Genomic DNA, 26,646 nt, shown 5'->3' on the forward strand with positions numbered 1-26,646 from the left:
GACCATGGCCATTCTTGAACTGCCGAATCAGCGGTTCGTCCTCGAAGGACAACACGTCGCGCATGTCGTGACGATCGGACAGCACGGTAAAGTGTTGCATACGTATTTTGGAGCACGTCTGCCGTATCCATCCGACTATGAAGCCTTACCGAATCCGGTTCTTGCACACAGCTCATTTGAATCACCAGATGGTGTCGCAGTCTACGACTTCATTCCGTTTGGTGAGATGGTCTACACGGAACCGACTTTAAAATCAGAACGGGAGGACGGACAACGAATCAGTCAGTTCGTTTTTGAACGCGCCGAACAATCCGACAGTGGATTGACGTTATGGTTGTTTGATTCGTTACAAGAACTCCGGGTCGGCATCAAATACGACCTGTACGAAGCGTACGATATGATCGGACGGTCGCTCGTGATTGAAAATACCGGAACACAACCGGTCCGGTTGACGACAGCCCAATCCTTTGCGATGGGAATTCTGCAACGACCGAACTTGAACGTGCACCACTTCACCGGGACATGGACAGGCGAATTCCAAAAACAGGTAACGCCACTAACGCCGGGACGTAAGACGATTGATAGCCGGCGGGGTGTGACAAGTCACCAGGCGAATCCCTGGTTTGCACTTGAAGAAGGGGCAACCGAATCAACCGGGGAAGTCATTTACGGACATTTTGCCTATTCCGGTAACTGGTCGATGCACTTCGAGCAGGATGCCTTTGGATTCGTTCAAGTGTCCGGCGGGATGAATGCGTTTGATTTCAGCTGGAAACTCGAATCCGGTCAACATCTTACGACACCGGACTTTTATATCGGGTATGCGGCAGACGGCTTTTCCGGGATGAGTGCCCGGGCGCATGATTTCCAGCGTGACATCATCATGCCGGAATCAGACCGGAACAAGGTCCGGCCCGTCCTCTACAATTCCTGGGAAGCGACCTATTTTGACGTGACTGAACACGGACAACGGGCGCTCGTCGACCAGGCTGCGGCGATTGGTTGCGAACTGTTCGTCGTCGATGATGGCTGGTTCGGTGAACGAAACTCCGATCAGGCCGGTCTTGGTGACTGGGTCGTCAATCCGGAAAAATTTCCGAACGGTTTAACCCCGTTGATTGAGTACGTGAAACAACAAAACATGCAGTTTGGTTTATGGGTCGAACCGGAAATGGTGAATCCCGATTCAAACCTTTACCGGACGCATCCCGATTGGATTTACCATAGTCCCGGTGCACACCGGACGACATCACGCAATCAGTTTGTTCTGAACCTTGGTTTACCGCAAGTCGAACAATTCGTGTTTGAGATGATGGATGAGTTGCTTGAGACACACGCGATTGATTACATCAAATGGGACATGAACCGTGCTTTTTCAGAACCGGGTCTAAAAGACGCTACACCGGCAGTACAACAGGAATTATGGAAGCGTCATGTCGATGCCTTGTACCGGATCTTTGACGAGTTGCGGACACGTCACCCGGAAGTGGATTTTGAAGCTTGTGCCGGAGGCGGCGGAAGAATTGATCTTGGAATTCTCAAACGGACGGAACAGGTCTGGACGAGTGATAACACGGATCCACTGGACCGGTTGACGATCCAACATGATTTCTCGTTTGCCTATAATGCGAAAATGATGAGTTGTTGGGTGACGGATGGTCCGAACTGGCTGAACGGCCGGAACTTACCGCTTGCGACACGCTTCGTCTCATCGATGCAAGGAACACTTGGCATCGGCGGCAACTTAAGCGAATGGACAGCGGAAGAGTTAACGGAAGCAACCGAGTGGATTGCGACGTATAAAACAATTCGGGAAACTGTTCAATTCGGACGTCAGTACCGGTTGTCGGCAGACCGCGTGGCGGCTTCCCTCATGCAATATACGTCAAACGATCAAACGGTTGTCCTGGCGGTAGCGCCGATGCGTCAGCACGGCTCAAACCAGTACCACTTCCGTCTGAACGGACTTGAGAAGACAGGTTTGTATCAGGTCGACGGGCTTCAGCTCAGCGGTGCCTACTTGATGCAACAAGGATTGACGATTACTTATACGACAGATTATGAAGCCCGTTGTCTACACATTCAGCCGGTTCACCGCAGCCTTCCTACTTCAGAGTCAAAGGAGCCGATCGCATGACAGACCAGACATTAGAACAGATTTTTGAACAACAATTCGGTCAACCGTCGACCCACCGCTTTTTTGCACCGGGCCGGATCAACTTGATCGGAGAACATACAGACTACAATGGTGGACATGTCTTTCCGTGTGCTTTGACGCTTGGAACGCATGCGGTTTCCCGCAAGCGCGATGATGCGGTCTTCCGGTTTTATTCGCTGAACTTTGAAGCTGACGGTATCATCGAAGTCGCAGGGGATGACTTGACACATCAATCTGCCGATGGCTGGGCCAACTATGCCAAAGGAATGATTCATGTCTTACGGGAAGCCGGTTACCGGATTGATACAGGGTGCGATATTTTAATCAAAGGTGATATCCCGAACGGTGCCGGACTGTCTTCGTCCGCGTCACTCGAACTCGTCATCGGTGTCTTACTCGATAAACTTTACGATCTGAATATCGACCGGATCGAACTCGTTAAATACGGTCAACAGGTTGAAAATCACTACATCGGTGTCAACAGCGGCATCATGGACCAATTTGCCATCGGGATGGGCAAAGCGGGATCCGGTCTGTTACTGGATTGTGAGACACTTGACTATACGTATGCTCCGCTCGATTTATCCGGCTATACGATCATCATCATGAATACGAATAAGCGCCGTGAGCTGGCCGATTCGAAATACAACGAACGCCGCTCGGAATGTGAAGCGGCGCTCGCTTATCTGCAACAGTACCGTCCGTACGCTTCACTCGGTCAATGGTCGATGGATGAATTCGAAACGGTTTCGTTTGAGAACGAACGGTTGCAACGGCGGGCACGTCACGCGATTTCCGAAAATGAGCGGACGTTGCAGGCACTCGATGCTCTAAAAGAAGAGAGACTAGAAGCATTCGGTCAACTGATGAATGCTTCCCACCGTTCGTTACGGATTGATTATGAAGTAACGGGGAAAGAACTGGATACATTGGTCGAAGCGGCGTGGGCGCAACCGGGAGTTCTCGGTGCCCGGATGACAGGTGCCGGTTTTGGCGGCTGCGCGATTGCGATCGTCGAAGACGAAACGATCGAGGCATTCATGACGGAAGTCGGTCAAACGTACGAGACGACAATCGGTTATCCGGCATCGTTCTATACGGCAACAGTTGGTGATGGAGCACGAGAAGTCGAACAGGAGGTCATTTAAATGGCAGTACTCGTAGTAGGTGGAGCAGGTTATATCGGATCACATGCAGTCTATCAACTGGTGGATGCCGGTCAGGATGTCGTCGTGGTCGATCATTTAAAGTCGGGTCACCGGGAAGCCGTTCATCCGAAAGCCCGTTTTTACGAAGGGGATATCCGGGATCGTGCCTTCCTTGACACCGTGTTTGAGACGGAAACAATCGATCAGGTCGTTCATTTTGCAGCTTTCTCGTTAGTCGGGGAATCGATGGAGCATCCGCTCGCTTATTTCGACAACAACGTCTACGGCACACAAGTGTTGCTTGAAGCGATGATGGCGCATGATGTGAAGCAGATTGTCTTCTCATCCACCGCGGCCACATACGGCGAGCAGGAACAGATGCCGATTCTTGAGACGGCAACGACGAACCCGACAAACGCCTACGGTGAAACGAAACTGATGATGGAGAAGATGATGCGTTGGTGTGAAACCGCTTACGGTCTCCAGTATGTGGCGCTCCGTTACTTTAACGTTGCCGGCGCACGTGCAACGGGTGAAATCGGAGAAGATCACACACCGGAAACCCATTTAGTGCCGCTTGTCCTCGAAGTCGCCAACGGGCAACGGCCGATGATTTCGATTTACGGCGATGATTATGCGACGGAAGACGGCACGTGTATCCGCGACTATATCCATGTGGAGGATTTAATCGATGCCCATCTGCTTGCGCTGGAGTATTTAAAGCAGGGCAACACGAGTGATGTCTTTAATCTCGGTTCAAGCCGCGGCTTTTCGGTCCGGGAAATCATCGAAGCTGCCCGCCGCGTGACGGGACATGCGATTCCGGAACAAGTTGTCGCACGACGTGCCGGAGATCCGAGTACATTGATTGCCGGATCCGATAAAGCCAAAACGATTTTAGGCTGGACACCAAGCCGGACGGAGATCGATACCATCATTCAAGATGCATGGCGCTGGCACGAACAGCGTCCGCAAGGTTACAAAACACCTGTACGGTAAAGAGAGAGTTAGGAGAGTGAAGGCGATGAATGAACTCATCAAACAATTAACAGAGCAGGCGGTCCGTCATAGGTTGATTGAACCGGAAGATACGGTATATGCCCGAAACCGGCTCTTATCGTTGCTCGGAGAAGCTGCATATGTGGATCCGGGCACAGTCGACACGCGTCCGATTCCTGATCTTTTGGACGAGATGATTGAACACCAGATCACGGCCGGGAAACTGGCACCGCGGCTGGATGAAAAAGAACGGCTGGCGGCAGAATTGATGGATGTGTTCGTCGATCGCCCGTCTCAAATTACTTCGACTTTCCGTCAGTTGTACGCTGAACATCCGCAACAGGCGACTGACTATTTTTATCAGCTCAGTCAAGCGAATAATTATATCCAGACGAAACGCATCGCCAAAAACATCCAGTATCAAGCGGATACGGTCTACGGGGAAATCGACATTACGATCAACCTGTCGAAACCGGAAAAAGATCCCCGTGAAATCGCGGCAGCACAAACGGAGGTCGTCGAATCGACCTATCCGACCTGTCTCTTGTGTGTCGAAAACGTCGGATATGCCGGACGGAGCAATCATCCGGCCCGTGCCAATCACCGGATTGTGCCGCTGTCACTCAGCGGTGAACCCTGGGCATTACAATATTCACCGTACGTCTATTACAACGAACACAGCATCATCTTGTCGCAGGAGCACCGGGACATGGTCATTAACCGTCAAGCCTTTGCGCGGTTGCTTGAATTCGTCGCCCAGTTCCCGCATTATTTTGCCGGATCCAATGCAGACCTGCCGATCGTCGGCGGATCGATTTTGACGCATGATCATTATCAGGGCGGACGGTATGAATTTGCGATGGACCGGGCGAAGACGCTCCAAGAGTTCGTCCTACCGGATTATCCGGATGTGGCCGGTGAAACATTACATTGGCCGTTGACGGTCGTTCGGTTGAGCAGTACCGATGCTGACGCACTACTCGATGCGGCGGACGACGTCTACCGGACGTGGCTGACGTACGAAGATACCGATCATCAGATTCTCGCAGCGACGGATGGTGTCCGCCATAATACGGTGACACCGATTGCCCGGATGCGTGGCGATCGCTTTGAACTGGATCTTGTCTTACGAAACAACCGGACATCGACGGATCATCCGGACGGAATCTTCCATACCCATGCCGATATTCACCATATTAAACGTGAAAACATCGGTTTGATTGAAGTGATGGGACTCGCCGTTTTACCGGCCCGTCTGTTAAGTGAGCTCGAGGAAGTCGAACAATTTGTGACAGGCACAGCCGCTTCGACGGCTCCTTCCCACCAAACATGGGCAACCGAATTGAAAGCAGCATACAACGGGCAAGACGTGACGGACTATGTCCGCCAGGCGGTCGCGGCTAAATTTGTCCGTGGTCTTGAAGACTGTGGTGTCTTTAAACAAACGCCGGAGGGACAGGCGGGACTTGACCGCTTCCTTGAAACGGTCAGCCGACAAGTGGCAGGTGATCGACGATGACGAAGCAGACACAATTCATTCAGGAAACCGATCTCATTCGTCATACGCTGACGCAACCTGGAATCGAAGTCGAGATTTGGAATTATGGCGGTATCATCAATGACATTCGTGTTGCGGATCGGGATGGCCGGATCGAGAGTGTCGTCCTGGGTTTTGACACATTAAAGGAGTACCGGGACCATTCTCCATATTTCGGGGCCATCGTCGGCCGGGTCGCCGGGCGTATCGGACAAGCGCAAATGGAAGTGGAAGGAACCGTCTATCCACTGGCAGCAAATGATGGCACGCATCATCTGCACGGAGGCATCAAAGGATTTGATCAAACACTTTTTGAAATCGTCGAAGCCGCAACGGACCGGCTTCACCTCCGGTTGTTCAGTCCGGACGGAACGGAAGGGTACCCCGGGAACGTTACGCTCGATGCCATCTATCAGCTGGACGGTCTCGAATTGACGCTGACGATGCACGCGACAACGGATCAGACGACACCGTTGAATCTGACGAATCATACGTACTGGAACCTGTCCGGAAACTTGAAACGGGACATCCTTGATCATCACTTGACGATCCCGAGTAAAACATATTTACCTGTTGGAGCAGATTTGTTGCCAACCGGTGAGTTGCGGGACGTGATGGGGACTCCCCTTGATTTTCGAACGGGACGGCAGATTCGAAGCGGCGCGGAATCCGGTCATCCGGAAACGGTAGCCGCGGGACATGGATATGATCATCCGTTTCTTTTATCGGGACAGCCGATTCGCTTGGAAGACGCATCTAGTGGCCGATCTCTTGAAGTAACGACGAATCAACCAGTCGTCATCCTTTATACGGGGACACAACTCGAGACGAATTACGAGATTCGCGGTGTCGGTGCTCGTCCTTCGCTCGGTCTGTGTCTTGAAACACAGGTCCATCCGAATGCGGTGAACGAACCGGATTTCCCGGATATTTTGGTACAGCCGGATCAGACGTACAACTGGGAAACGACGTACCGGTTTGGCATAAACTCAGCATAAAAAAAGAGAACGGATTCGATTGATATCGAGTTCGTTCTCTTTTGCTATGTTAGTGCGGTTGAGAAGAAGAAGTCTGTTCGATCGCGAGAAGTTGTCGCTTCATGTTCAGACCACCCCAATAACCCGTCAGATCTCCTTTTTTTCCGATGATTCGATGACAGGGAACGACGATCAGGACACGATTTTTACTGATGGCTGTTCCGACAGCGCGCGTCGCACCCGGTCGATAGATCTGCTTAGCGATATCGGAGTACGTCACCGTCACGCCGTACGGAACATGACATAAAGCCTGCCAGACTTCCAATTGAAAGGGTGTACCGATCAAATGCAGCGGGAGGGAAAACCGGGTCCGTACCCCGTTTAAGTATTCAAGAAGTTGTTCCTGGTATGGTTGCATGATAGGCGGATGCTCAATCAGATCAGCCCGGGGAAATTGTTTTCGGACCCAGTCGTCAAATAACTCCAACGGTTCATTTAACGCACCGACGTAACAGAGTCCGTTTTCCGTCGCGGCAATCGGAAACGATGTTTCGTTCCAGTTCAGCCGTGTAAAGTAGACTTCCATCGTCTGACCTCCTTCACAGTACAAATCCAGACAACAAACCGGACGTTACTCCAAAAAAGGAACGGTCCGGTTTGATCTTACGACTTCGTTAATACGTCCTGCTGACGAGGCGGTAAATGAATCGCCTGCCCGAGTAAGGATTCGACGGCTTCGGTCCAGGCTTCATTCCGACTTGGATGCGGCATGACCGGAAAGCGGACGTCTTCTTCTTTCGCATGCAGTTCAAGCGCTTGAGAGAAGACGCCGGCCAGTTCGACGGCTCCTTCTCCAATCATATGAATACCGAGAATCAGGGTCGTGGTCGCATCGGAGATGACCTTGATGAAACCACTTCCCGCTTCAATCATCGTTGCCCCATTGGCATTAAGGGCAAATTGGCCGGTCCGGATCGAATGACCGGCGTCCGTTGCCGCCTGTTCCGTCAAGCCGATGGAGACGATTGGCGGAAGGGACCGGATGATGGTCGGATAATACGGCACCGTCGGATCGGCCAGTTGTCCGGCTAAATGTTCGGCCGTCCGTTTCGCTTCATGGATGGCCCGTGTCGCAATCGCCGGACCCGTTGTCACATCTCCGATCGCATAAATATGCGGACGGTTAGTCTGTCCGAATGGGTCGACGGGAATCGTTCCGTCCTCTGCTAACGTCACACCAATCCGCTCGAGTCCGAGTTCCAGCGTGTGCGGGACACGGGGTAACGATTGGAATAAAAATGGAGCGGACCAGGTCGTCTCCTGTCCCTGTTTGACGACCGTGACGGTGACCTCACCGTCTGCTTCGATGGCGGTCACGGTACCGGTGACTAATTGAATTTTTTGTTTTTTAAAGAGACGTCGCAATTCTTTCTCAAGACTTGGATCCAATCCGAACGTATCTGCAATCAACGTGACCGACGTCCCAAGAGCTTGAAAACTCATCGCGGCCTCAATCGCGATATAGTCCTGTCCGATGATGACGAGACGTTCAGGTAATTCGGACAGCTGGTACAACTGTTCGGCATTTAAGACAGAAGGGGAGTCCTGTTCGATGCTGTGGCTTCCGGTCGCAATCACGACGTCGTTGAACCGGTACGTATCAAACTGATGCCCGAGCTCGACACCGATCCGATCATCCGCTAAGAAGGAAGCCGTTCCGTGAACGACTTCAATCGCGTTGGCCTGACAGAGCGATTCGACTCCTGTTCGTAATTGACGGATGGTCCGCTCCCGGTACTCGGCCAATTGACTGAAATCATGTGTCGGATTGAAAGAAAAACCGAGAGCAGACATATGATTCATCTGCTGTTTGATATCTGCGGCATGAGCGACGACCTTGGACGGAATACATCCTTTGTTCAAACAAAGTCCACCGAGCTGTGCCTGCTCAATCAAGGTGACTTTGCGGCCCAATTGACTGGCACGGATCGCAGCGGTGTAACCGGCTGGACCGCCACCAAGAATCACTAAATCACGTTCTTGTGTCAGTTCACCTACGACCATTTAAATCAGCTCCATCAATAAAGTAGTGGGGTGTTCGATTAATCCGGCGAACCGGTTCGTAAAAGCGACAGCCGTCGCGCCGTCGGCGACACGGTGATCAAAGGACATCGAGAGATTCATCATCGAGCGGATGACGATTTGATCGTGGTCGTCGACACAGACCCGTTTTTTTGTTTTGTGGAAGGCAATTAAAGCCGTTTCCGGGTAATTGATGATTGGCGTCGCTCCCGTACTTCCGAGGGGACCGACATTACTCATCGTGAACGTGCTTGGTTTCAGATCGGCAGCCCGCAAGTCGCCTGTCTTGGCACGGGCCGACAGTTCCGCGACACGCGTATGCAACTGTTGCATCGTCAGCTTGTCTGCGTCACGAACGACCGGGACAATCAGTCCGTCCGTCGTCTCGGTTGCGACACCAATATGATACTGTTGCTCGAGGATGATTTGTTCGTTGGCTTCATCGAGTTTTGCGTTAAAGACCGGGAAGTCCTGGAGTGCGACAATCAAGGCTTTGATGAAAAAGGCGTTAACACTGATTGGTTTACCGGCCGTCTTTAGTTCTTCGCGCAAAGCGAGCAAACGGGTCATATCCACTTCTTCGAAATGCGTAACGTGTGGAATCGTAAAGAGGGATTGCGTCATTTTTTTCGCAATTTGTTTCCGGATCCCACGGAACGGAATCGTTTCGACCGGGTTAGCAGAAAGTGTACTTGTCTGTTCGACGACATCGGTTTTCTCGACGGAAGTATCGGTATCGAGGAACCGCCGGACATCTTCCTCTGTCACACGACCTGACGGATCAGAAGGCGGAACTTGTTCCAAATCAATTCCATGTTCACGTGCGATTTTACGCGTGTACGGTGTAGCCAAGACACGCCGATTATTTGACGGAACAGCCGGTGTGACGACAGGCGGCCGGACTTTGATTTGTTCCGTCGTCTGCCGGATCGGTTGTTCCGCAGTTACGGCCGTTTCTGTTTCAAGGGCTTCAATCAATAATAGGACCGTACCGACCGAGACGGTTTGACCGACAGGGATGATGAGGTCCGTAACGACACCGGAAACCGGTGCCGGTAATTCAGCGACCATTTTATCGGTCGACACTTCGACGACAGGCTGGTCAATCGTAACACGATCCCCGACCCGGACCAGATAGTTCGCGATTTCACCTTCCGTCATCCCTTCACCGACGTCATGCAGCTTTACTTCAATCATCACGTTCACTCCTTAAAAATCGACCGTACGCTGGATCGCTTCAAGCACACGCGTCGGCGTCGGGATGTAATGGTCCTCGAGGGCGAATAATGGAACAGGTACGTCGAACCCGGTGACACGGGCTACTGGGGCCCGTAAATATAAGAACGAAGTATCGTTGATCAACGCAAGCAAATCGTTGCCAAGACCCCCCATAGCTTGTGCTTCGTGGATGATGACAGCCCGTCCGGTTTTTTGAACGGAGGCCGCAATCGTTTCACGATCAAGCGGATAGAGCGTCCGTAAATCAATCACTTCACAGGAAACACCACGGGTCGCAGCTTCCGTTGCGGCTTTTTGTGCGACTTGGACCATCGCTCCCCAAGCAATCAGCGTCACGTCCTGACCTTCGGTGACACATTTTGCTTTCCCGATTTCAATCGTATAGGCTTCACTCGGAACCGGCTCCTTAAAGGCCCGGTAGCTCCGCATCGACTCGAGGAATAAGACCGGATCCGGATCTTCAATCGCCGCAATCAATAAACCTTTCGCATCATACGGAGTGGAGGGACAGACGACTTTTAAGCCCGGCATCGAAGTGAAAAGGGCTTCCGTGCTGTCGGAATGAATCTCCGGCGCCCGAATACCGGCACCATAAGGAGCCCGGATGACCATCGGCACGCCGTAACGTCCCATCGTCCGCATCCGGATCCGCGAGACGTGGGTCATGATTTGTTCGTAAGCAGGATAGATGAAGCCGAGAAATTGGATTTCGACAATCGGCTTAAATCCGTTGACCGCGAGACCGATTGACGTTCCGACGATTCCTGCTTCGCTCAGCGGCGTATCGATGATCCGGTCCTCACCGAACTCTTCCTGCAGACCGTCCGTCGCCCGGAAGACACCCCCGTTTTTCCCGACATCTTCACCTAGTACAAGCGTCGTCTCATCGTCCGTCAGTTTTGTCCGTAAGGCATCGGTAACAGCCTGGACGAGCGTCATCTCCGTTTGTCGATTGATCGGTGTCGCCATCTTAATTCCCCCTTGCGGTCAGATAATCTGTTTTTTGACGGACTAAATCGTCCGGTAATGTTGCGTACGTATGATCGAACAAATCATTGACGTCAGGCGGCGGAAAGGCTTCCATCGTCTTGACGGCGGCTTCGACCTCTTCTTGATGCCGCGTCCGGATGGCTTCGATTTCCTGTTCATCGTAGAAGCCTTGTTCTTTCATGAAACCTTCCAAGCGGGTGAGGGGATCGATCCGGTCCCGGGAACGGTCCTGATCCCGGTATTTCGACGGATCATCTGCTGTCGTATGGGCACCGAATCGCCACGTGACCGCTTCAATCAAGGTTGGTCCGCCACCGGAGCGTGCCCGTTCCAGTGCAGTCTGCATCGTGAAATAAACGGCGAAGATATCATTGCCGTCAATCCGGACACTTGGCATACCATAGGCGAGTGCTTTTTGGGCAATTGTTTCCGAATGCATCTGTTTTTGAATCGGGACGGAAATCGCATAGCCATTGTTTTGATTAAACAGGATGACCGGAGCCTGGAAGACGCTGGCGAAGTTCATGCCTTCGTGGAAATCACCTTCCGATGTGGCTCCGTCCCCAAAGTAAGCGACGGCGACGTGGGTCGATCCTTTTCGTTTTTCTGCCCAGGCTGCACCGACTGCATGCGGGATTTGTGTGGCAATCGGAACAGCGGGCGGGAAGATATGCAACTCATCCGTCGGGACACAGCCTTCGACACGTCCGTTCCAATATAAAAATGTCCGGACCATGTCAGCGCCGAATGTCAGCGTCGCTCCGTGATCCCGGTATGTCGGGAAGACCCAGTCCTTGTCCTGCAATGCATATGCACTGCCGACCTGTGCCGCTTCCTGTCCTTCAAACGGCGCATAGGTTCCGAGCCGTCCTTGACGCTGCAGATTGATGGCTTTCCGGTCGAATGTCCGGATCCGGTTCATATGTGTGAAGAGTGCGAGACTCAAGTCTTTTGTCAGCAAATCAGCTTTAGATGTATCGAGGACGTGTCCTGCATCATCAAGGATTCGGTAAATCGGAAATTCGGTTTTCATTCGTGTCACCTCCATTTAGTCGTTCCGGATGTTCCATTTCGGTTTGATCGTATTCGTAAAGATATTGTTATGGCGTGAGCGGATTTGAATCCGTTTGTTACACATCCGATTCGCTGCTTCGAGTGTCGTGATTGATTCCGCATGAGACTCGTGGAATACTTCGAGGACCGCATCATAAATGTGCTTGGTTTTTAACAGGACACGTTCATGATTCGCACCGTATAATTCGTCGGCAACCTGAATCAAACCGCCGCCGTTGACGATATAATCGGGCGCATATAAAATACCGCGTTGCTGTAATTCGAGTGCCAGAGCATCGTCGGCAAGTTGATTGTTGGCCGATCCGCAGATGGCCTTACACTGGAGCTGTCCGATGTTCGCTGCTTGGATGACACCGCCATAGGCACAAGGCACAAAGATGTCGGCATCCGTCAGATGAATTTCATGAGCGGCGATGACACGGACCGTTCCCGGCGTTTTTTCCGCTTGCTCGACGAGAGCAGCGAGAACGGATTCGCTCAAATCGGACACGTACAGGTTGGCACCGGCAGACAACAACTGTTCCGCAACTTTATAGCCGACCTTTCCGAGTCCCTGGACAGCGTAACTGGCCCGGCTTAAATCATCCGATCCGTATAACGTTTCGACCGTTGCCCGTAAGCCGTAAATGACGCCTTCCGCCGTTGGAATCGATGAATCCCCGCTGCCGCCGAAAGCTTCCGGAATTCCGACGATCCGTGACGTTTCCCGGCTGGCATGGACGAAATCATCCATCGTCGTGCCCATATCCGTCCCGGTATAGAAACGTCCGCCGAGTGAATCGACGAATCGTCCGAAGGCCCGGAACAGTTCGGGGGTTTTGTCCGTCGCCGGATTACCGATGATGACGGCTTTCCCGCCGCCGAAATCGACGTCGGCTGCTGCACATTTATACGTCATGCCACGTGACAGCCGCAAGACATCATCGAGTGCTTCGTCGACAGTCGAATACGGTGCCATGCGGCAACCACCGAGGGCGGGTCCGAGTGTCGTATCGTGAATGGCGATGATCGCCTGCAGACCGGAAATCGGATCGTTACAAAAAACGACTTGTTCGTGACCGGAAATTTTCTCCATGATGGATGGTGATGGATCCGTGGATGGGTTTAACATATTCATAGTAAGCATCCTCCTGACTTTAGTAAGCGCTTTCATTTTGCTCTTTAAAAAACACGCGGCGTCAACTTTTCCTGAATCAGCTGCTTCGTTAAAATGATTTGTTTGACTTCTCCAAGACCGATGACACGATCGCCGTGTCTGACTTCGACTTTGGCTAATACGCGGTCGGATGTGAGTTCGCTGACAGTAGCTTCAATCCGGATAGTGGATCCAAGTGTCGCCATTCCTAAATGCTTCAAGGAAACAGCACCACCGACTCCTTCTTCCTCTTCTTCCAGGTAGGGGAGGATGAGTTTTCGAGCGGCCCATTCCATATGATAGACCATCGAGACAGTCGAGTAAGCCGGGTGGACGACCACACCTTCAAACTGAGCGAACATTTCTTCTGTGACAATCGCCTCGATGACAGCAGAGTCGCCGAGCGACAAACCGTTTTTCATACCGTTTCCCCCTTGCCAGTGACCACAGCTGGTCTTACCAAAAATAGTATAACACTTGTCACACGATATTTTATCAATCAGTTACAAAATGAGCAAACATTTTCAGGAATATTTTCCAAAAAGAAATATCGTTTTTAGTGTTTCTCTATAGGAAAGGTCTTTGTTCAGACTTTCAATTGAAAAAAAGACCGGAATCAAGCAAGTTGGGAGCTTTTAACAAAATGAAGGATTGACAACATTGTGAACGTATCGTAGTTTAATGGTATAACCATTTTAAAACGGACGTTTATTTATTGTGTTATACGGACGCGGAAAGGGGTGCCACTTGTATAACGAAATCTTGGAAACGATGGAAGCAGAAGAACGATCGCGCTTACAGCTTGCAAGTTTACGTGAGACCGTTCGTCATGTGATGGAACATGTTCCGTTTTATCAGACCCGATTCATGGAACGGGGTCTGAATCCGGAGGCATTCCAAACGATGGCGGATATTCAAAAGTTACCGTTCACATACAAAAGTGATTTGCGGGAACAGTATCCGTTTGGCTTGTTTGCGGTTCCGCCACAGGAAGCGGTCCGGATCCATGCCTCTTCCGGAACAAGCGGAAAACCGACCGTCGTCGGTTATACACAAAGTGACCTCGATGACTGGTCGACCGCTGTCGCACGTGGTCTGGTCGCCATCGGTGCTGAAAAAACCGACTTGTTGCACAATGCTTACGGCTACGGTTTATTCACCGGCGGACTGGGTCTGCACGGCGGAGCCGAACAACTCGGCATGACGATTGTCCCGGTCTCCGGCGGCAATACGGACCGGCAGATTACATTGATTGAAGATTTTCAGCCACGGGGAATTTGCGGAACACCTTCTTATATGTTGCATCTTGCGGAACGGATGGAAGAAAAGGGACTGGATCCGAAGACGAGCAGCCTGCAGTACGGGATTTTTGGAGCCGAGCCATGGTCGGAAGAATTACGGCAAACCCTCGAAAACAAGTGGGGAATCCGGGCTTTTGACATCTACGGTCTCAGTGAAATCATGGGGCCCGGTGTCGCGATGGAGTGTCAGGAACAAAACGGATTACATCTGATGGATGATTTGTTTATCACAGAAGTCATTGATCCCGTAACGGGTGAACCGCTGCCAGAAGGAATAGTCGGGGAACTCGTTTTTACAAGTTTAAAAAAGAAAGCGCTTCCAATCATTCGGTATCGCACCGGAGACCTGGCATCCGTCACGACAAAACTGTGCGGCTGCGGCCGAACGACGACCCGGATGTCGCGGGTCAAAGGGCGGACGGATGACATGATGATCATCCGCGGCGTCAACGTCTTTCCGTCCGAAATCGAACGGGTGCTGCTGCAACAACCGGGTGTCACACCGCACTATCAAATTCACCGGATTCAACGGGCCGGGCTTGAAGCATTGGAACTGCACATCGAACTTGAACCGGGAACAGTTGCGGAAGAGTTGAAGCGGATCGTCTGTCATGCGATGAAAACAGAATGTCTGATCTCGGTTGACCTCGTTTGTCACCCGCCATACGGTCTTCCGCGCTCTGAAGGGAAGGCCGTCCGGATCATCGACCGTCGCGCAGCGTCTGAGAAGAAGTTTGTTTAAGCAGAGGAGGAACTGAAATGTACGATGCGACGCATCTTTTTGAACCACCTGTCATGACTGAAGAAGAAAAATTGGAACGGTTTAAAGAACGAATTGAAAACGGAGAAAAAATCGAAGCGGACGACTGGATGCCTGATTTCTACCGCGACACGCTGATTAAGCTGATTTCCATGCACGGCATCAGTGAAATCATGGGGGCTTTACCAGAAAAGGAATGGGTGCCAAAAGCTCCGTCGTTACGCCGGAAGCTCGGCATCATGGCAAAAGTCCAGGATGAGATGGGGCACGGTCAACTTCTGCTTCGGGTCGTCGAGGATCTGATGAAGCCGTATGGAAAAACACGGGCCGACTTAATGGATGATTTGTTTACGGGACGCCTGAAATTCCATAACGTCTTCCACATGCCGACCCGTTCGTGGGCAGATGCCGGAACGATCGGCTGGCTCGTCGACGGAGCAGCCATCATTACTCAGACGAATATGCTCGGGGCTTCCTACGGTCCTTATGCACGGGCATTGCAACGGATTTGTGCAGAGGAAGTCTTCCATGCCCAGCACGGTGAGTCGATCATCATGGCACTGGCGGAAGGGACACCGGAACAAAAAGCGATGATTCAGGAATCCCTGGATGAGTGGTGGGAATCCCTCTTGATGTTCTTCGGTCCGGCGACGAAAGAGACGACCGGCACGTCAAAGCAGGACGTGACGATTGCCTACAAAATCCGGACGAAGACGAACGAAGAGTTGCGTCAAAATTTCTTTACGAAATACGTTCCCCGCATCCGTTCGCTCGGACTTGTCATTCCGGATCCGACATTACGATTCGACGAGGAGACAGGACAGTGGATTTACGCCCAGCCGGACTGGACGGAATTCAAGAAAATCATTCAAGGCGGCGGCCCCCGTTCGAAGGAACGGCTCGCCTTACGCCAAACTTCGTATCAAAACAATGCGTGGGTACGCGAGGCACTTGCTGAGACGATCGGCTGAAGGAGGAGAGACCATGACGGAAACGTTTTATCAGGAGTTCGAGATTTTCAGTAAACGGACGCCGAATGCCGCTTTTACGCATCAATTCAGCTTACTGGCACCGAATAAAGAAATGGCCCTGTTGATGGCGCAGGAAAACTTCATGCGCCGGGAGCCGGTCGTCGACATCTGGGTCGTCAAACGGGAAGACATCCGGGGAATGACACCGGATGAAAAACAAATGCTGCAACGGCTGGATAACAAAGATTACCGGACGACGAAAGGGTACGGCTACCTGAAGAAAAAATGGCGTCATTATGAACAACAGATGCTCGACGAAAAAGAAATCATGTCCTGGCAAGGAGGCGATTCCAAATGACGGAAGCAGAACGTTTGGCGTTGGCTTCACTGCTCTATCAATTAGCGGATGACGACTTTTTATACGCCTACCGCGGATCGGAATGGTTGGGACTCGCCCCGCATATCGAAGAAGATGTCGCGTCGTCCTCGATTGCCCAGGATTCGATGGGGCATGCAGCGATGTACTATCAGCTGCTCGAAGAAATCGGCGAAGGAAAGGCTGATGCACTCGCTCACGTCCGGCTTGCGCATGAACGGAAAAACTCGGTCCTCGTCGAACGGGTCAACGGACCGGGCTATTATATGGAAAACCCGGAATACGACTGGGCCTATGCCGTGGTCCGCAACTATTGTTATACGCTTGCGAAAAAGGTTCGGATCGACTCGTTGAAAAAAAGCAGTTATGCGCCGCTCGCGGCCCTCGCCGTCAAGGTCAACATGGAGTTGTATTATCATCTGTTGCACTGGCAAACGTGGTTCACGCAGTTGTATCAATCGACGGAAACCGCCCGTCAGAAGATGGATGCAGCCCTCGAACGGGTGCTCGCTGACTTCGGTGATCTGTTTGACTACGGGGAAGCAGCAGAGATGATTGACGAGATGCGCTTGATTGAAGGTCAAGGGATTTTACTGGATCGTTGGTATCAGGCACTGACACCGGTCCTCGTCGATCTGAACGTCACGTTGCCGGAAATGAACATGACCTACAACGGACGAAACGGGGAACATTCGCCTGATTTGAACGATGCCTTATCGACGCTCGGGGAAGTGTATCTGCTCGATCAGTCAGCGGTATGGTGAAGGGGGAACGGCAGATGACGACAAGTTTAGAACAGGACATCCGGGAAGCACTTGATACGGTCAAGGATCCGGAAATTGATGCGGTCAGCATCCTCGATCTCGGGATGGTCGAAGCGACGGAATGGACGGAGACACCGTTCGGATACGATGTCCGGATTACATTGCTCCCGACATTTTTAGGATGTCCGGCGCTTGATATCATCCAAAAGAATACCGAATTCGCGTTGTTACAAGTGCCTCAGGTCAATACGGTCGATGTCGTTTTTCTGTTTGATCCACCCTGGACATCGGACCGGATTACGGAACAAGGGATTGCCGGTCTGAAGTCGTTCGGGATTGCCCCGCCGCGGGTCGTCGACGGGAAATGGGAAATCGACTGTCCGTACTGCGGATCGACGTTCGTCTCGATTGAAAATCTGTTTGGTCCAACGGCTTGCCGCAGCATTTTATATTGTAAATCATGCAAAAATCCATTCGAGGCGATGAAACCCGTCTCTACTCTCATGTGAAGGAAGGTAATCATTATGGTAAAACTAATCGCGCTTTATACACATCCGGAAAACAAGGAACAGTTTGACGAACATTACTTTAATGTCCATGGCCCACTGACGGCCAAGATTCCCGGTCTGCAACAGATGACGGTCACGAAAATCGTCGGTTCACCGATGGGCGGAGACGGTAAATACTACTTGATGTGTGAAATGGTCTACGAAAGCCATGAAACGATGAAGGCCGGCATGCGTTCACTCGAAGGAAAAGCATCCGGAAAAGACTTGATGGGCTTTGCAGGAGATCTTGTGACGCTGATGATTGGTGAAGAAGTCCATGCTGACGCCACAGTACGTTAAGACAAGTATCGAAGGGCGAATCGGCCGGATTCGACTGAACCGTCCGGAACGTTACAATGCCTTGAACCGGACGATGATCCGGGAAATCGTCGAAGCGATGGAACGGTTTGATCAGGACGAAGCGATTACAGTCATTGTCCTGAACGGGGAAGGAAAATCCTTTTCAGCCGGAGCCGATATCGATGAGATGGTCGACGCAACGCCGATTTCGATGGAATTACTCGATCCATTTGCCGATTGGGACCGGATCAGCCGGTTGCATAAGCCGCTGATTGCGGCGGTTCATGGATTTGTGCTCGGTGGTGGTTTTGAACTGGCACTGGCATGTGATTTGATTTATGCGACACCGGAGACCCAGTTCGGTTTCCCGGAAGTCGGACTCGGTGTCATGCCGGGCGCCGGCGGGACCCAACGCCTGACGAAACGGATCGGGCGGACCCGGGCCCTTGAATGGTTATGGACGGGAGACCGGATGCCGGCATCGGAAGCGGAACGTCTTGGAATCATCAACCGGATCGTGGAAGCAGATCAACTCGAGGCAAGTGTTTTGAAAGTTGCTGAACGGATTGCGGCACAACCGGTGATGTCCGTGCGACTGATCAAAGATGCAGTCGATAAGGCAGGTGACCTGTCGTTGCAAGACGGCATGGATCATGAACGAAGAAATTTCTACTTACTATTCGGGACGAATGATCAGACGGAAGGGATGAAAGCCTTCCTTGACAAACGTCAACCGGCATTCAAAGGAAACTAAAGGGAGTGGGAGCTATGTCAACGGTACATGAAAAAACAATCGAGATGAAACGTTCCGTCTATCATCTGGTCATCAACGGCGAGCAAGTCGAAGGGACATCAGGGGAGACCTTCAAGACCTATAATCCGGCAACCGGCGAAGTCATCGCCGAAGTCGCCAAAGCGTCAAAAGAAGATGCCGATCGTGCGGTACAGGCGGCACGCGAAGCGTTTGATCACGGGAAGTGGAAAATGTGGCCGGTCGGCCGCCGGTCGCAAGTCCTGAACAAAATTGCCGGGATCATGCGTTCACGTTTCAATGAACTGGTGGAACTCGAGATTCTCGATACCGGAAAATCCCTCGCCGCGGCACAAGGGCAGATCACGCAAGCGATTGAAGACTTTGAGTTTTATGCCGGCGCCATCGTCGGTCACCGCGGTGCCGTTAATAACGTGCCGGGACAGTTCCATAACTACACAGAAAAAGAACCGGTCGGTGTCTGCGCCCAAATCATTCCATGGAACTATCCATTGATGATGGCCGCCTGGAAAGTTGCACCGGCGATCGCGGTCGGCTGTTCGGTTGTCGTCAAACCGGCGACACTGACACCGTTGACAGCCATCATCCTCGGCGAGATTTGTCTCGAAGCCGGTGTACCGGCAGGTGTCGTCAACGTCATTCCGGGATCGGGCCGCGAAATCGGCAACCACTTGGTGGAGCACCCGAATGTCGACAAAGTCGCCTTTACCGGTTCGACACCGGTCGGAAAAGATATCATGGGCCGGGCATCGGAAAGCTTAAAACGCGTCACGTTGGAACTCGGCGGTAAATCACCGAACCTCGTGTTTGAGGATGCCGACATCACGGCAGCCGTCGACGGGTCACTGTTCGGTATCTTCTACAACAGCGGACAGTCATGCGAAGCCCGGTCGCGCCTGTATGTCCATGAAGACATTTACGATACGTTCATGGAACAATTCGTCGCCAAAACAAAACAATTGGTACTCGGTAATCCGTTTGATAAAGGGACGCATGTCGGGGCTATCATCGATCAACAACAGCTTGATGTCATCGACGGTTATGTCCAGTCGGCAAAAGCGGACGGAGCTACGATCTTGACGGGAGGTCAAATCGAGAAAGTGGCTGGTTTTGAAGAAGGTTTCTGGTATGCACCGACAATCATTGCCGATGTCACACACGAGATGAAAGTTGTCCAGGAAGAAATCTTTGGACCGGTCGTCGTCGTGATGAAGTTCAAGGATGAAAAAGAAGCCGTTCGTTTAGCAAACGACACGGAGTTCGGACTTGGGTCGGCAATTTGGACAAAAGACGGAGCACGCGCGACGCGGATTGCGAATCAAATCAAAGCCGGTATCGTCATGATCAACTGTCCGTTCTCAGCCTTCCCGGGCACACCGTTCGGCGGCTACAAACAATCTGGTTTCGGGCGCGAACTCTGCATCGAGACACTTGATTTATATACGGAAACGAAAAGTATCCTGTCGTATTACGGCAGTCGTCCACTTAATCCGTTCGGACTGTAAAAACCAAGCGTGCGGACGTTCGTCCGCACGTTTTTTAAAGGAGGAAAATCAGATGATGGTTCAACAGATGGTGGTCGTAGGGTCAGGTGTGATGGGCAGAGGGATTGCATACGTAGCAGCAGCCAGCGGATTTGCCGTGACATTGGTCGATGTCGAGCAACAGTTGCTGACGTCCGCACAACAGGAATTGGAACAGGTTGCCGATAAAGCCATCGTCCGAGGGAAAATGACGACGGAAGAAGTCGGGCAACTGTTCGACCGTTTGCGTTATGCAACGGATTTAAAGGAGTCTGTCAGAGACGCAGATCTTGTGATTGAAGCCGTTCCGGAACGGCTTGAGATTAAGCGGACAGTCTTTGAGACACTGGACCGTTATGCGCCGGCTGGTTGTATTTTTGCGACCAATACGTCGACGATGAGCCCGACCGAGATTGCTTCGTTTACGAAACGTCCGGAACGGGTCATGGCGATGCATTTCTTTAATCCGGTTCACCGGATGCCGCTCGTCGAACTGGCACGGGGGCTTGAAACGTCAGAAGAGACCGTGTCGATTTGTGAAACCGTTGCGCAACAAATGGGGAAAGAGACAGTTGTCATCCGGGAGTTTCCCGGATTCGTCACGTCACGCATCAGTGCCCTTGTCGGCAATGAAGCATTTTATATGTTGCAGGAAGGACTCGGCACACCGGAAGAAATTGATAAAGCAATTAAGCTCGGACTGAACTATCCGATGGGACCGTTCGAACTCGGGGATCTCGTCGGACTCGACACCCGCTTAAACAATCTACGGTATCTTCACGAAAAGTTAGGCGAAAAATACCGTCCGGCACCGCTCCTCGAACAATACGTCAAAGCAGGACGTCTCGGACGGAAAACCGGGCGCGGCGTCTATGATTATTCGGACAGCGGGGTGAAGAGCCGATGAGACGTGTCGCGATCATGGATGCGGTCCGTACACCAATCGGCCGCTATAACGGAGTACTCAAAGACGTCCGGCCGGATGATTTAGGGGCTTGTGTCATCAAAGCGCTCGTTGATCGAAATCCGGAGCTGGATCCGCATTTAATCGAAGAAGTGATTTTTGGAAATGCCAATCAGGCGGGAGAAGACAACCGGAATGTCGCCCGCATGTCTGGCCTGCTTGCCGGTCTGCCGGTCGAAGTTGCCGGAACAACCGTTAACCGGTTGTGCGGTTCCGGACTCGATGCTGTCATCGCCGCAGCCCGGGCGATTGCGATGAACGAAGGGGAGATTTATATTGCCGGCGGAACGGAAAGCATGACCCGGGCTCCGCTCGTCATGGGCAAGCCGGAAACCGGTTTCGCCCGCGGGAATCCGGCGATCTACGATACGACGATCGGGTGGCGGTTCGTCAATGAAAAACTACAAGATATGTACGGAACAGACTCGATGCCGGAGACAGCGGAACATGTAGCGGTCCGCTATGGTATCTCTCGGGAGGCACAGGATGATTTTGCCTATTTAAGTCAGCAACGGGCGAAACAGGCGATGGAGACACATCGTTTTCAAACAGAACTTGTTCCGGTGCAGTATACGACACGCAAAGGACAGGTCGTCGAAGTGAAGACGGATGAACATCCACGTCCCGACACGAGTCGTGAAAAACTGGGCACGCTTAAAAGCCTGTTTCCGAACGGCACCGTCACGGCAGGGAATGCTTCCGGTGTCAACGACGGGGCAGCTGCCTTGTTATTGATGAGTGAAGAAACAGCGGAACGTCTCGGGTTGACGCCGCTCGCCTATTACCGGGCCAGTGCCGTTGCCGGCGTCGAACCGGCTGTCATGGGAATCGGACCGGTTGATGCGACGCGCAAAGCGCTGAACCGGGCAGGATTGACGGTCGACCAGCTGGATTTGATTGAACTCAACGAAGCGTTTGCGGCGCAAAGCGTCGCCTGTATGCAAGAACTCGAATTACCAGCGGAAAAAGTTAATGTCAACGGAGGAGCGATTGCCTTTGGTCATCCGCTCGGTGCCAGTGGGGCACGGATTTTAACGACGTTGATTCACGAGATGTGCCGTACGAATCAGACATACGGTCTCGCGACGATGTGTGTCGGAGTCGGACAAGGCATTGCCCTCGTCGTTGAACGGGAGGGACTCACATGATTCATTTGGAACGATCGGATCACGTCGCCATCATCCGGATTGACCGGCCGGAACGGATGAACTGTTTTGATTATCCGACGCTCGTCGAGCTGCAACAGCTGGTCACGACCGTCCGTCACGATCCGACCATCCGGATTGTCATCTTTACCGGAACAGGGAAGGCGTTCAGCGCCGGCGCTGACTTGAAGGAACGGGTGACATTAAACGAAACGGAAGTCCGGCGCAACGTCGAAGCCATTCGTGACGTCTTCACCGACATCGCCAATTTGCCGCAACCGACGATCGCGGCCGTCAATGGTCATGCGCTCGGGGGCGGCTTCGAATGGATGCTCGCCTGTGATTTCCGGATGATCGTCAAAGGAGCACTGGTCGGATTGACAGAAACCAGTTTCGGCATCATTCCCGGTGCCGGCGGGACACAACGGTTGCCACGGTTGATTGGAGAGACTCGGGCGAAGGAATTGATTTTCACTGCTAAGAAAATTGATGCACAGACCGCTGAACAGTACGGAATCGTCTCGCGGGTCGTCGCAACAGGGGAAGAATTGATGGAAGTTTGTCTTTCGTTTGCGGATGAGATGTTACAAAACGGACCGGTCGCCATCCGCCAGGCAAAAATGGCGATTGATCAAGGACTGGATCATACGCTCGCGGAAGGCTTGGGAATTGAGACAACAGCTTATGAAGTGGTCATCCCGACGGAAGACCGGCTGGAGGCGTTACGTGCCTTCGCTGAAAAACGGACACCGCAGTTTCAAGGGAAATGAGGATGGTCGTCTTCTGAAATAACACGTATACTAACGGTACACAAAAAAACGTTATATTAAAGAGAGAGTGAATGACATGAGTGCGAATACACAATCGATGATTTTTACAGTATACGGAGATTACATCCGCCATTACGGCAATCAAATCTGGGTCGGCAGTCTGATTCGCCTGCTGAAAGAATTTGGTCATAATGAACAGGCCGTCCGGGTTGCCGTTTCCCGGATGGTCAAACAAGGCTGGCTGACATCGCAAAAACAAGGGACAAAAAGTTTTTATTCGTTGACCCCGCGCGGCGTTGAGCGGATGGAAGAAGCCGCGCGACGGATCTATAAATCGACGCCTCATGTCTGGGACGGGAAATGGCGGACCTTGATGTATACGATTCCGGAAGACAAACGGCAAATCCGCGATGAATTACGAAAAGAGTTGTCGTGGAGCGGTTTCGGGAATTTATCGAACGGGGTCTGGATTTCACCGAACCCGCTCGAAAAAGAAGCGGAACGATTGATTGACGCCTACGGTATCACCGAGTATGTCGATTTTTTCGTCGGCGAATATCATGGACCGCAACCGGATCAATCGCTGGTCGAACGCGCTTTCCCACTGGATGAGTTGCAAGAACGGTATGAACGGTTCATCGCCGAATACAGCCGGCGTTATATCGTCCATCAAAGCCGGATTCAGCTTGGCGAGATGGATGAGGAGCAGTGTTTTGTCGAACGGACGACCCTTGTTCATGAATACCGCAAGTTTTTGTTTACCGATCCCGGTCTGCCGCAAGAGTTGTTGCCGGATGAGTGGAGCGGTCATCATGCCGCCTTACTGTTTGAACAATACTACCGGTTGCTCGCGGAACCGGCGAGCCGGTTTTTTGAATCGATCTTTCGTGAAACGCATGATGTGACGCAAAAAAGTGCCGATTATGATGCTTCGCAACATCCCTTGTTCGCAGAACGCTAAAACAAAAACGCTCATCCCGAAGAAACGAGATGAGCGTTTTCGTGCCGATCGTCAATTGTCAGCAAGCTGTTTTCGGAAGGCATACCCTTTATCGACATACGAATCGATCGATTCCTGAATCATCTCAAGATCGGCTGCCGTGAGTTCACGTACGACTTTACCCGGTGACCCGATGATGAGCGAACGAGGCGGGAATTTTTTGCCGGACGGGATTAAGGTGTTGGCACCGATGATACATTCTTCCCCGATTTCAGCATGATCGAGGACGGTTGCTCCCATTCCGACAATCGAGCGCCGACCGATTTTGCAACCGTGCAAGATGGCATTGTGACCGACCGTCACTTCATCTTCGACAATGACCGGTGCACCCTCATAAAGATGGATGGTCGCATTGTCCTGGATACTGCAACGTTTGCCGATCGTAATCGGTCCTTCATCGCCGCGCAGGACGGCATTGAACCAAATCGTCGATTCTTCGCCGACGATTACGTCACCAATCAAAAAAGCACCGGGGGCGACAAAAACATGTGTGGCTAGCTTTGGTGAAACATCGCGGTACGGAATATTCATAAGGACGCCTCTTTTCTAAAAATGAATTAAAATTCAGTCCTACTTAGTATACCATTCTTAACAACGGAAACGGAGGGAGACCATGTCTCGTCTATGTACCACATTACAGATTGATGTGCCGATCATTCAAGGGGGTATGGGGAACATCAGCCATGCCGAACTGACGGCGGCGGTCTCGAATGCCGGAGGTCTCGGAACGATTGGATGCGGAACGATGACGCCTGTCGAGGTCAAACAATTGATTGACGCGACACGAAGCTTGACGTCGCGTCCGTTTGCCTTGAATATCGCCATCCGGGTCTCACCTTATACCGAACAGTTGATTGAGTTAGCGATTGAGGAACGGATTCCAGTCGTGTCCTTGTCAGCCGGTAATCCGGCTCCTTTTTTATCGAAGTTACGGGAGGCGGGAATCCGGACGATTGGTGTCGTTGCTTCCGTCAAACAGGCAATTAAAGCCGAGCAGTCCGGAGTGGACATATTGGTAGCGGAAGGAGTCGAGGCTGCGGGAATCAATTCACCGCTCGAGTTGACGACGATGACCCTGATTCCGCAAATCACAGATCATGTCACGCTTCCCGTCCTTGCCGCGGGCGGCATCGGCGACGGACGTGGTCTTGCAGCAGCTTGGATGCTCGGAGCAGAAGGCGTGCAGCTCGGAACCCGGTTGATTGCGACTCAGGAATCCCGTGTCCATGAGCACTATAAAAAACACCTTGTGCAGGCGGATGATCTCGGGACACGAATCATTGGCCGAGAAGTCGGACAAGTCCGGCGGGTGTTGAACGGACCGTACGTCGAGGCGTTGCAGCCGACATCACTCGCTGCCTTTCAAGAACAGACGAACGAATCGTTTCATATCAAAGGGGCACTGGAAGGCGACGAGACGGCAGGATACGTCAATGCCGGTCTCGTTTCCGGTTTGATTGATGATGTTCCGACCGTTGCGGAACTGTTTAACCGGATGATGGACGATGCGTTCGGGCGGATCGAACGGACATACCGGGCCCTCCAGTAACGTGAATACAAGCGCAGCTGACCGATCAGGTCGGCTTTTTTTGTGTTTCAGGACATTTGTCCTTTAAAAAGATGACAGAATAGGGTCTACTCGTAACTAGAGAAAAAGGAGGATGAAGATGCAAGGAATCGTGTTTGCCTTATTCAGTGGATTGTTCATTGCCTTGCAAGGCATCTTTAATGCCCGGCTCGGTGACGCGGTTGGTCCATGGTTATCCGTGACGATCGTTCATTTCGTCGGTCTGATCGGCTGTTTATTAATTTACGGATTTGTCCGGGACCGGAAAATCGGCGGTTTTCGCACGTTGCCGCTGATTTACGCAAGCGGCGGATTGCTTGGTGTCCTGGTCGTCGTGACGGAACTGACGTCGATTCAATTACTCGGCATGACATGGGCGATGTCGCTGTTGCTCGTCGCCCAGATTTTGTGTGCCTTTGTGATTGATTTGAACGGCTGGTTCGGAGTCATTAAAAAAAGCAGTAATACAGGGCAGTGGGTTGGTGTCGGCTTGATGTTGACCGGCGTCTTGATTTTTTCATTTGCCTGAATGGAATATGAGGAGGA

At 52.0% G+C, this 26,646-nt stretch carries 27 protein-coding genes; 19 read left to right on the plus strand and 8 right to left on the minus strand.

The features are described 5' to 3' along the window. Positions 1-4 precede the first annotated feature (4 nt). Genes DVG79_RS12700 through DVG79_RS12720 form a run of 5 tightly spaced genes read left to right on the plus strand, consistent with a single transcriptional unit; the run spans position 5 to position 6,840 of the window. Complete coding sequence (locus DVG79_RS12700; RefSeq protein WP_114597051.1) at positions 5-2,137, plus strand: alpha-galactosidase; 2,133 nt, start codon at positions 5-7, stop codon at positions 2,135-2,137. After that, positions 2,134-3,306, plus strand: a complete 1,173-nt coding sequence (locus tag DVG79_RS12705) for a galactokinase (protein WP_114597052.1) — start codon at positions 2,134-2,136, stop codon at positions 3,304-3,306. Before DVG79_RS12700 ends, DVG79_RS12705 begins: the two co-directional genes overlap by 4 nt. After that, positions 3,307-4,305 carry a UDP-glucose 4-epimerase GalE gene (gene galE / locus DVG79_RS12710; RefSeq protein WP_114597053.1) on the plus strand — a complete coding sequence of 333 codons (999 nt, stop codon included), beginning with the start codon at positions 3,307-3,309 and terminating at the stop codon, positions 4,303-4,305. 25 nt (positions 4,306-4,330) lie between these two features. Further along, on the plus strand, positions 4,331-5,824 hold the full coding sequence (locus DVG79_RS12715) for a UDP-glucose--hexose-1-phosphate uridylyltransferase (RefSeq protein ID WP_114597054.1): 1,494 nt from the start codon (positions 4,331-4,333) through the stop codon (positions 5,822-5,824). Beyond that, on the plus strand, positions 5,821-6,840 hold the full coding sequence (locus tag DVG79_RS12720) for an aldose epimerase family protein (protein ID WP_114597055.1): 1,020 nt from the start codon (positions 5,821-5,823) through the stop codon (positions 6,838-6,840). The genes DVG79_RS12715 and DVG79_RS12720 overlap by 4 nt, the downstream gene beginning before the upstream one ends. Before the next feature lie 49 nt (positions 6,841-6,889). On the opposite strand, the gene DVG79_RS12725 is transcribed toward DVG79_RS12720, so the two are convergent. From DVG79_RS12725 to DVG79_RS12755, 7 genes are all read right to left on the minus strand, one after another. Beyond that, positions 6,890-7,405: a methylated-DNA--[protein]-cysteine S-methyltransferase gene (locus DVG79_RS12725; protein WP_114597056.1), complete on the minus strand. Its 516-nt coding sequence runs from the start codon at positions 7,403-7,405 to the stop codon at positions 6,890-6,892. A gap of 77 nt (positions 7,406-7,482) precedes the next feature. Next, positions 7,483-8,883 (minus strand): dihydrolipoyl dehydrogenase family protein, encoded by a 1,401-nt coding sequence (locus DVG79_RS12730; protein WP_114597057.1) that lies wholly within the window; start codon positions 8,881-8,883, stop codon positions 7,483-7,485. Beyond that, positions 8,884-10,098, minus strand: coding sequence for a dihydrolipoamide acetyltransferase family protein (locus DVG79_RS12735; RefSeq protein ID WP_114597058.1), 1,215 nt, complete (start codon positions 10,096-10,098; stop codon positions 8,884-8,886). A 12-nt stretch (positions 10,099-10,110) separates the two neighbouring features. Then, complete coding sequence (locus DVG79_RS12740; RefSeq protein WP_114597059.1) at positions 10,111-11,109, minus strand: alpha-ketoacid dehydrogenase subunit beta; 999 nt, start codon at positions 11,107-11,109, stop codon at positions 10,111-10,113. A 1-nt stretch (position 11,110) separates the two neighbouring features. Further along, positions 11,111-12,163: a pyruvate dehydrogenase (acetyl-transferring) E1 component subunit alpha gene (gene pdhA / locus DVG79_RS12745; protein WP_114597060.1), complete on the minus strand. Its 1,053-nt coding sequence runs from the start codon at positions 12,161-12,163 to the stop codon at positions 11,111-11,113. Positions 12,164-12,178: 15 nt separating this feature from the next. Next, positions 12,179-13,321, minus strand: coding sequence for a Glu/Leu/Phe/Val family dehydrogenase (locus DVG79_RS12750; protein WP_114597061.1), 1,143 nt, complete (start codon positions 13,319-13,321; stop codon positions 12,179-12,181). A 44-nt stretch (positions 13,322-13,365) separates the two neighbouring features. Next, positions 13,366-13,761, minus strand: a complete 396-nt coding sequence (locus tag DVG79_RS12755; RefSeq protein WP_114597062.1) for a thioesterase family protein — start codon at positions 13,759-13,761, stop codon at positions 13,366-13,368. Positions 13,762-14,086: 325 nt separating this feature from the next. On the opposite strand from DVG79_RS12755, the gene DVG79_RS12760 reads away from it, so the two are divergent. The 12 genes from DVG79_RS12760 to paaX all read left to right on the plus strand — a co-directional run bounded on the left by DVG79_RS12760 (position 14,087) and on the right by paaX (position 24,494). Further along, positions 14,087-15,382 carry a phenylacetate--CoA ligase family protein gene (locus tag DVG79_RS12760; RefSeq protein ID WP_114597063.1) on the plus strand — a complete coding sequence of 432 codons (1,296 nt, stop codon included), beginning with the start codon at positions 14,087-14,089 and terminating at the stop codon, positions 15,380-15,382. A gap of 17 nt (positions 15,383-15,399) precedes the next feature. Beyond that, entirely contained in the window at positions 15,400-16,371 is a 972-nt protein-coding gene (gene paaA, locus DVG79_RS12765) for a 1,2-phenylacetyl-CoA epoxidase subunit PaaA (protein ID WP_114597064.1), read from the plus strand. Between the two features lie 13 nt (positions 16,372-16,384). After that, positions 16,385-16,729, plus strand: a complete 345-nt coding sequence (paaB, locus tag DVG79_RS12770; RefSeq protein ID WP_114597065.1) for a 1,2-phenylacetyl-CoA epoxidase subunit PaaB — start codon at positions 16,385-16,387, stop codon at positions 16,727-16,729. Beyond that, positions 16,726-17,511 (plus strand): 1,2-phenylacetyl-CoA epoxidase subunit PaaC, encoded by a 786-nt coding sequence (gene paaC, locus DVG79_RS12775; RefSeq protein ID WP_114597066.1) that lies wholly within the window; start codon positions 16,726-16,728, stop codon positions 17,509-17,511. The genes paaB and paaC overlap by 4 nt, the downstream gene beginning before the upstream one ends. Positions 17,512-17,525: 14 nt before the next feature. Further along, positions 17,526-18,020, plus strand: a complete 495-nt coding sequence (gene paaD / locus DVG79_RS12780) for a 1,2-phenylacetyl-CoA epoxidase subunit PaaD (protein WP_114597067.1) — start codon at positions 17,526-17,528, stop codon at positions 18,018-18,020. Between the two features lie 15 nt (positions 18,021-18,035). After that, positions 18,036-18,359, plus strand: coding sequence for an EthD family reductase (locus DVG79_RS12785; RefSeq protein ID WP_012369301.1), 324 nt, complete (start codon positions 18,036-18,038; stop codon positions 18,357-18,359). After that, positions 18,337-19,113 carry an enoyl-CoA hydratase/isomerase family protein gene (locus tag DVG79_RS12790; protein WP_114597068.1) on the plus strand — a complete coding sequence of 259 codons (777 nt, stop codon included), beginning with the start codon at positions 18,337-18,339 and terminating at the stop codon, positions 19,111-19,113. The genes DVG79_RS12785 and DVG79_RS12790 overlap by 23 nt, the downstream gene beginning before the upstream one ends. A 14-nt stretch (positions 19,114-19,127) precedes the next feature. Next, complete coding sequence (locus DVG79_RS12795; RefSeq protein WP_114597069.1) at positions 19,128-20,636, plus strand: aldehyde dehydrogenase family protein; 1,509 nt, start codon at positions 19,128-19,130, stop codon at positions 20,634-20,636. A 55-nt stretch (positions 20,637-20,691) separates the two neighbouring features. Next, the gene (locus tag DVG79_RS12800; protein ID WP_114597112.1) at positions 20,692-21,561 is read left to right on the plus strand and encodes a 3-hydroxyacyl-CoA dehydrogenase; all 870 of its coding nucleotides are present in this window, start codon (positions 20,692-20,694) and stop codon (positions 21,559-21,561) included. Next, complete coding sequence (locus DVG79_RS12805; RefSeq protein WP_114597070.1) at positions 21,558-22,766, plus strand: acetyl-CoA C-acyltransferase; 1,209 nt, start codon at positions 21,558-21,560, stop codon at positions 22,764-22,766. The genes DVG79_RS12800 and DVG79_RS12805 overlap by 4 nt, the downstream gene beginning before the upstream one ends. Then, the gene (locus DVG79_RS12810; RefSeq protein ID WP_114597071.1) at positions 22,763-23,533 is read left to right on the plus strand and encodes an enoyl-CoA hydratase-related protein; all 771 of its coding nucleotides are present in this window, start codon (positions 22,763-22,765) and stop codon (positions 23,531-23,533) included. The genes DVG79_RS12805 and DVG79_RS12810 overlap by 4 nt, the downstream gene beginning before the upstream one ends. Before the next feature lie 76 nt (positions 23,534-23,609). Continuing rightward, positions 23,610-24,494: a phenylacetic acid degradation operon negative regulatory protein PaaX gene (paaX, locus tag DVG79_RS12815; protein WP_114597072.1), complete on the plus strand. Its 885-nt coding sequence runs from the start codon at positions 23,610-23,612 to the stop codon at positions 24,492-24,494. 51 nt (positions 24,495-24,545) lie between these two features. Here the strand turns inward: paaX and DVG79_RS12820 are convergent, their stop codons facing one another. Beyond that, positions 24,546-25,064: a gamma carbonic anhydrase family protein gene (locus DVG79_RS12820; RefSeq protein ID WP_114597073.1), complete on the minus strand. Its 519-nt coding sequence runs from the start codon at positions 25,062-25,064 to the stop codon at positions 24,546-24,548. 82 nt (positions 25,065-25,146) lie between these two features. Here DVG79_RS12820 and DVG79_RS12825 point away from each other — a divergent pair, with 82 nt between their 5' ends. Beyond that, positions 25,147-26,082: an NAD(P)H-dependent flavin oxidoreductase gene (locus DVG79_RS12825; protein ID WP_114597074.1), complete on the plus strand. Its 936-nt coding sequence runs from the start codon at positions 25,147-25,149 to the stop codon at positions 26,080-26,082. Positions 26,083-26,200: 118 nt separating this feature from the next. After that, the gene (locus DVG79_RS12830; protein WP_114597075.1) at positions 26,201-26,629 is read left to right on the plus strand and encodes a DMT family transporter; all 429 of its coding nucleotides are present in this window, start codon (positions 26,201-26,203) and stop codon (positions 26,627-26,629) included. The last annotated feature ends 17 nt before the right edge of the window (positions 26,630-26,646 follow it).

Origin of the sequence: Exiguobacterium sp. RIT594, assembly GCF_003339585.1 — a bacterium.
Lineage (GTDB): Bacteria > Bacillota > Bacilli > Exiguobacteriales > Exiguobacteriaceae > Exiguobacterium_A.

Excerpts from the sequence above, each read along its gene's own strand:
- DVG79_RS12700 (WP_114597051.1), top strand. The coding sequence starts at position 5 with ATGGCCATTCTTGAACTGCCGAATCAGCGGTTCGTCCTCGAAGGACAA.
- DVG79_RS12705 (WP_114597052.1), top strand. The coding sequence starts at position 2,134 with ATGACAGACCAGACATTAGAACAGATTTTTGAACAACAATTCGGTCAA.
- galE (WP_114597053.1), top strand. The coding sequence starts at position 3,307 with ATGGCAGTACTCGTAGTAGGTGGAGCAGGTTATATCGGATCACATGCA.
- DVG79_RS12715 (WP_114597054.1), top strand. The coding sequence starts at position 4,331 with ATGAATGAACTCATCAAACAATTAACAGAGCAGGCGGTCCGTCATAGG.
- DVG79_RS12720 (WP_114597055.1), top strand. The coding sequence starts at position 5,821 with ATGACGAAGCAGACACAATTCATTCAGGAAACCGATCTCATTCGTCAT.
- DVG79_RS12725 (WP_114597056.1), bottom strand. The coding sequence starts at position 7,405 with ATGGAAGTCTACTTTACACGGCTGAACTGGAACGAAACATCGTTTCCG.
- DVG79_RS12730 (WP_114597057.1), bottom strand. The coding sequence starts at position 8,883 with ATGGTCGTAGGTGAACTGACACAAGAACGTGATTTAGTGATTCTTGGT.
- DVG79_RS12735 (WP_114597058.1), bottom strand. The coding sequence starts at position 10,098 with ATGATTGAAGTAAAGCTGCATGACGTCGGTGAAGGGATGACGGAAGGT.
- DVG79_RS12740 (WP_114597059.1), bottom strand. The coding sequence starts at position 11,109 with ATGGCGACACCGATCAATCGACAAACGGAGATGACGCTCGTCCAGGCT.
- pdhA (WP_114597060.1), bottom strand. The coding sequence starts at position 12,163 with ATGAAAACCGAATTTCCGATTTACCGAATCCTTGATGATGCAGGACAC.
- DVG79_RS12750 (WP_114597061.1), bottom strand. The coding sequence starts at position 13,321 with ATGAATATGTTAAACCCATCCACGGATCCATCACCATCCATCATGGAG.
- DVG79_RS12755 (WP_114597062.1), bottom strand. The coding sequence starts at position 13,761 with ATGAAAAACGGTTTGTCGCTCGGCGACTCTGCTGTCATCGAGGCGATT.
- paaA (WP_114597064.1), top strand. The coding sequence starts at position 15,400 with ATGTACGATGCGACGCATCTTTTTGAACCACCTGTCATGACTGAAGAA.
- paaB (WP_114597065.1), top strand. The coding sequence starts at position 16,385 with ATGACGGAAACGTTTTATCAGGAGTTCGAGATTTTCAGTAAACGGACG.
- paaC (WP_114597066.1), top strand. The coding sequence starts at position 16,726 with ATGACGGAAGCAGAACGTTTGGCGTTGGCTTCACTGCTCTATCAATTA.
- paaD (WP_114597067.1), top strand. The coding sequence starts at position 17,526 with ATGACGACAAGTTTAGAACAGGACATCCGGGAAGCACTTGATACGGTC.
- DVG79_RS12785 (WP_012369301.1), top strand. The coding sequence starts at position 18,036 with ATGGTAAAACTAATCGCGCTTTATACACATCCGGAAAACAAGGAACAG.
- DVG79_RS12790 (WP_114597068.1), top strand. The coding sequence starts at position 18,337 with ATGCTGACGCCACAGTACGTTAAGACAAGTATCGAAGGGCGAATCGGC.
- DVG79_RS12795 (WP_114597069.1), top strand. The coding sequence starts at position 19,128 with ATGTCAACGGTACATGAAAAAACAATCGAGATGAAACGTTCCGTCTAT.
- DVG79_RS12800 (WP_114597112.1), top strand. The coding sequence starts at position 20,692 with ATGGTTCAACAGATGGTGGTCGTAGGGTCAGGTGTGATGGGCAGAGGG.
- DVG79_RS12805 (WP_114597070.1), top strand. The coding sequence starts at position 21,558 with ATGAGACGTGTCGCGATCATGGATGCGGTCCGTACACCAATCGGCCGC.
- DVG79_RS12810 (WP_114597071.1), top strand. The coding sequence starts at position 22,763 with ATGATTCATTTGGAACGATCGGATCACGTCGCCATCATCCGGATTGAC.
- paaX (WP_114597072.1), top strand. The coding sequence starts at position 23,610 with ATGAGTGCGAATACACAATCGATGATTTTTACAGTATACGGAGATTAC.
- DVG79_RS12820 (WP_114597073.1), bottom strand. The coding sequence starts at position 25,064 with ATGAATATTCCGTACCGCGATGTTTCACCAAAGCTAGCCACACATGTT.
- DVG79_RS12825 (WP_114597074.1), top strand. The coding sequence starts at position 25,147 with ATGTCTCGTCTATGTACCACATTACAGATTGATGTGCCGATCATTCAA.
- DVG79_RS12830 (WP_114597075.1), top strand. The coding sequence starts at position 26,201 with ATGCAAGGAATCGTGTTTGCCTTATTCAGTGGATTGTTCATTGCCTTG.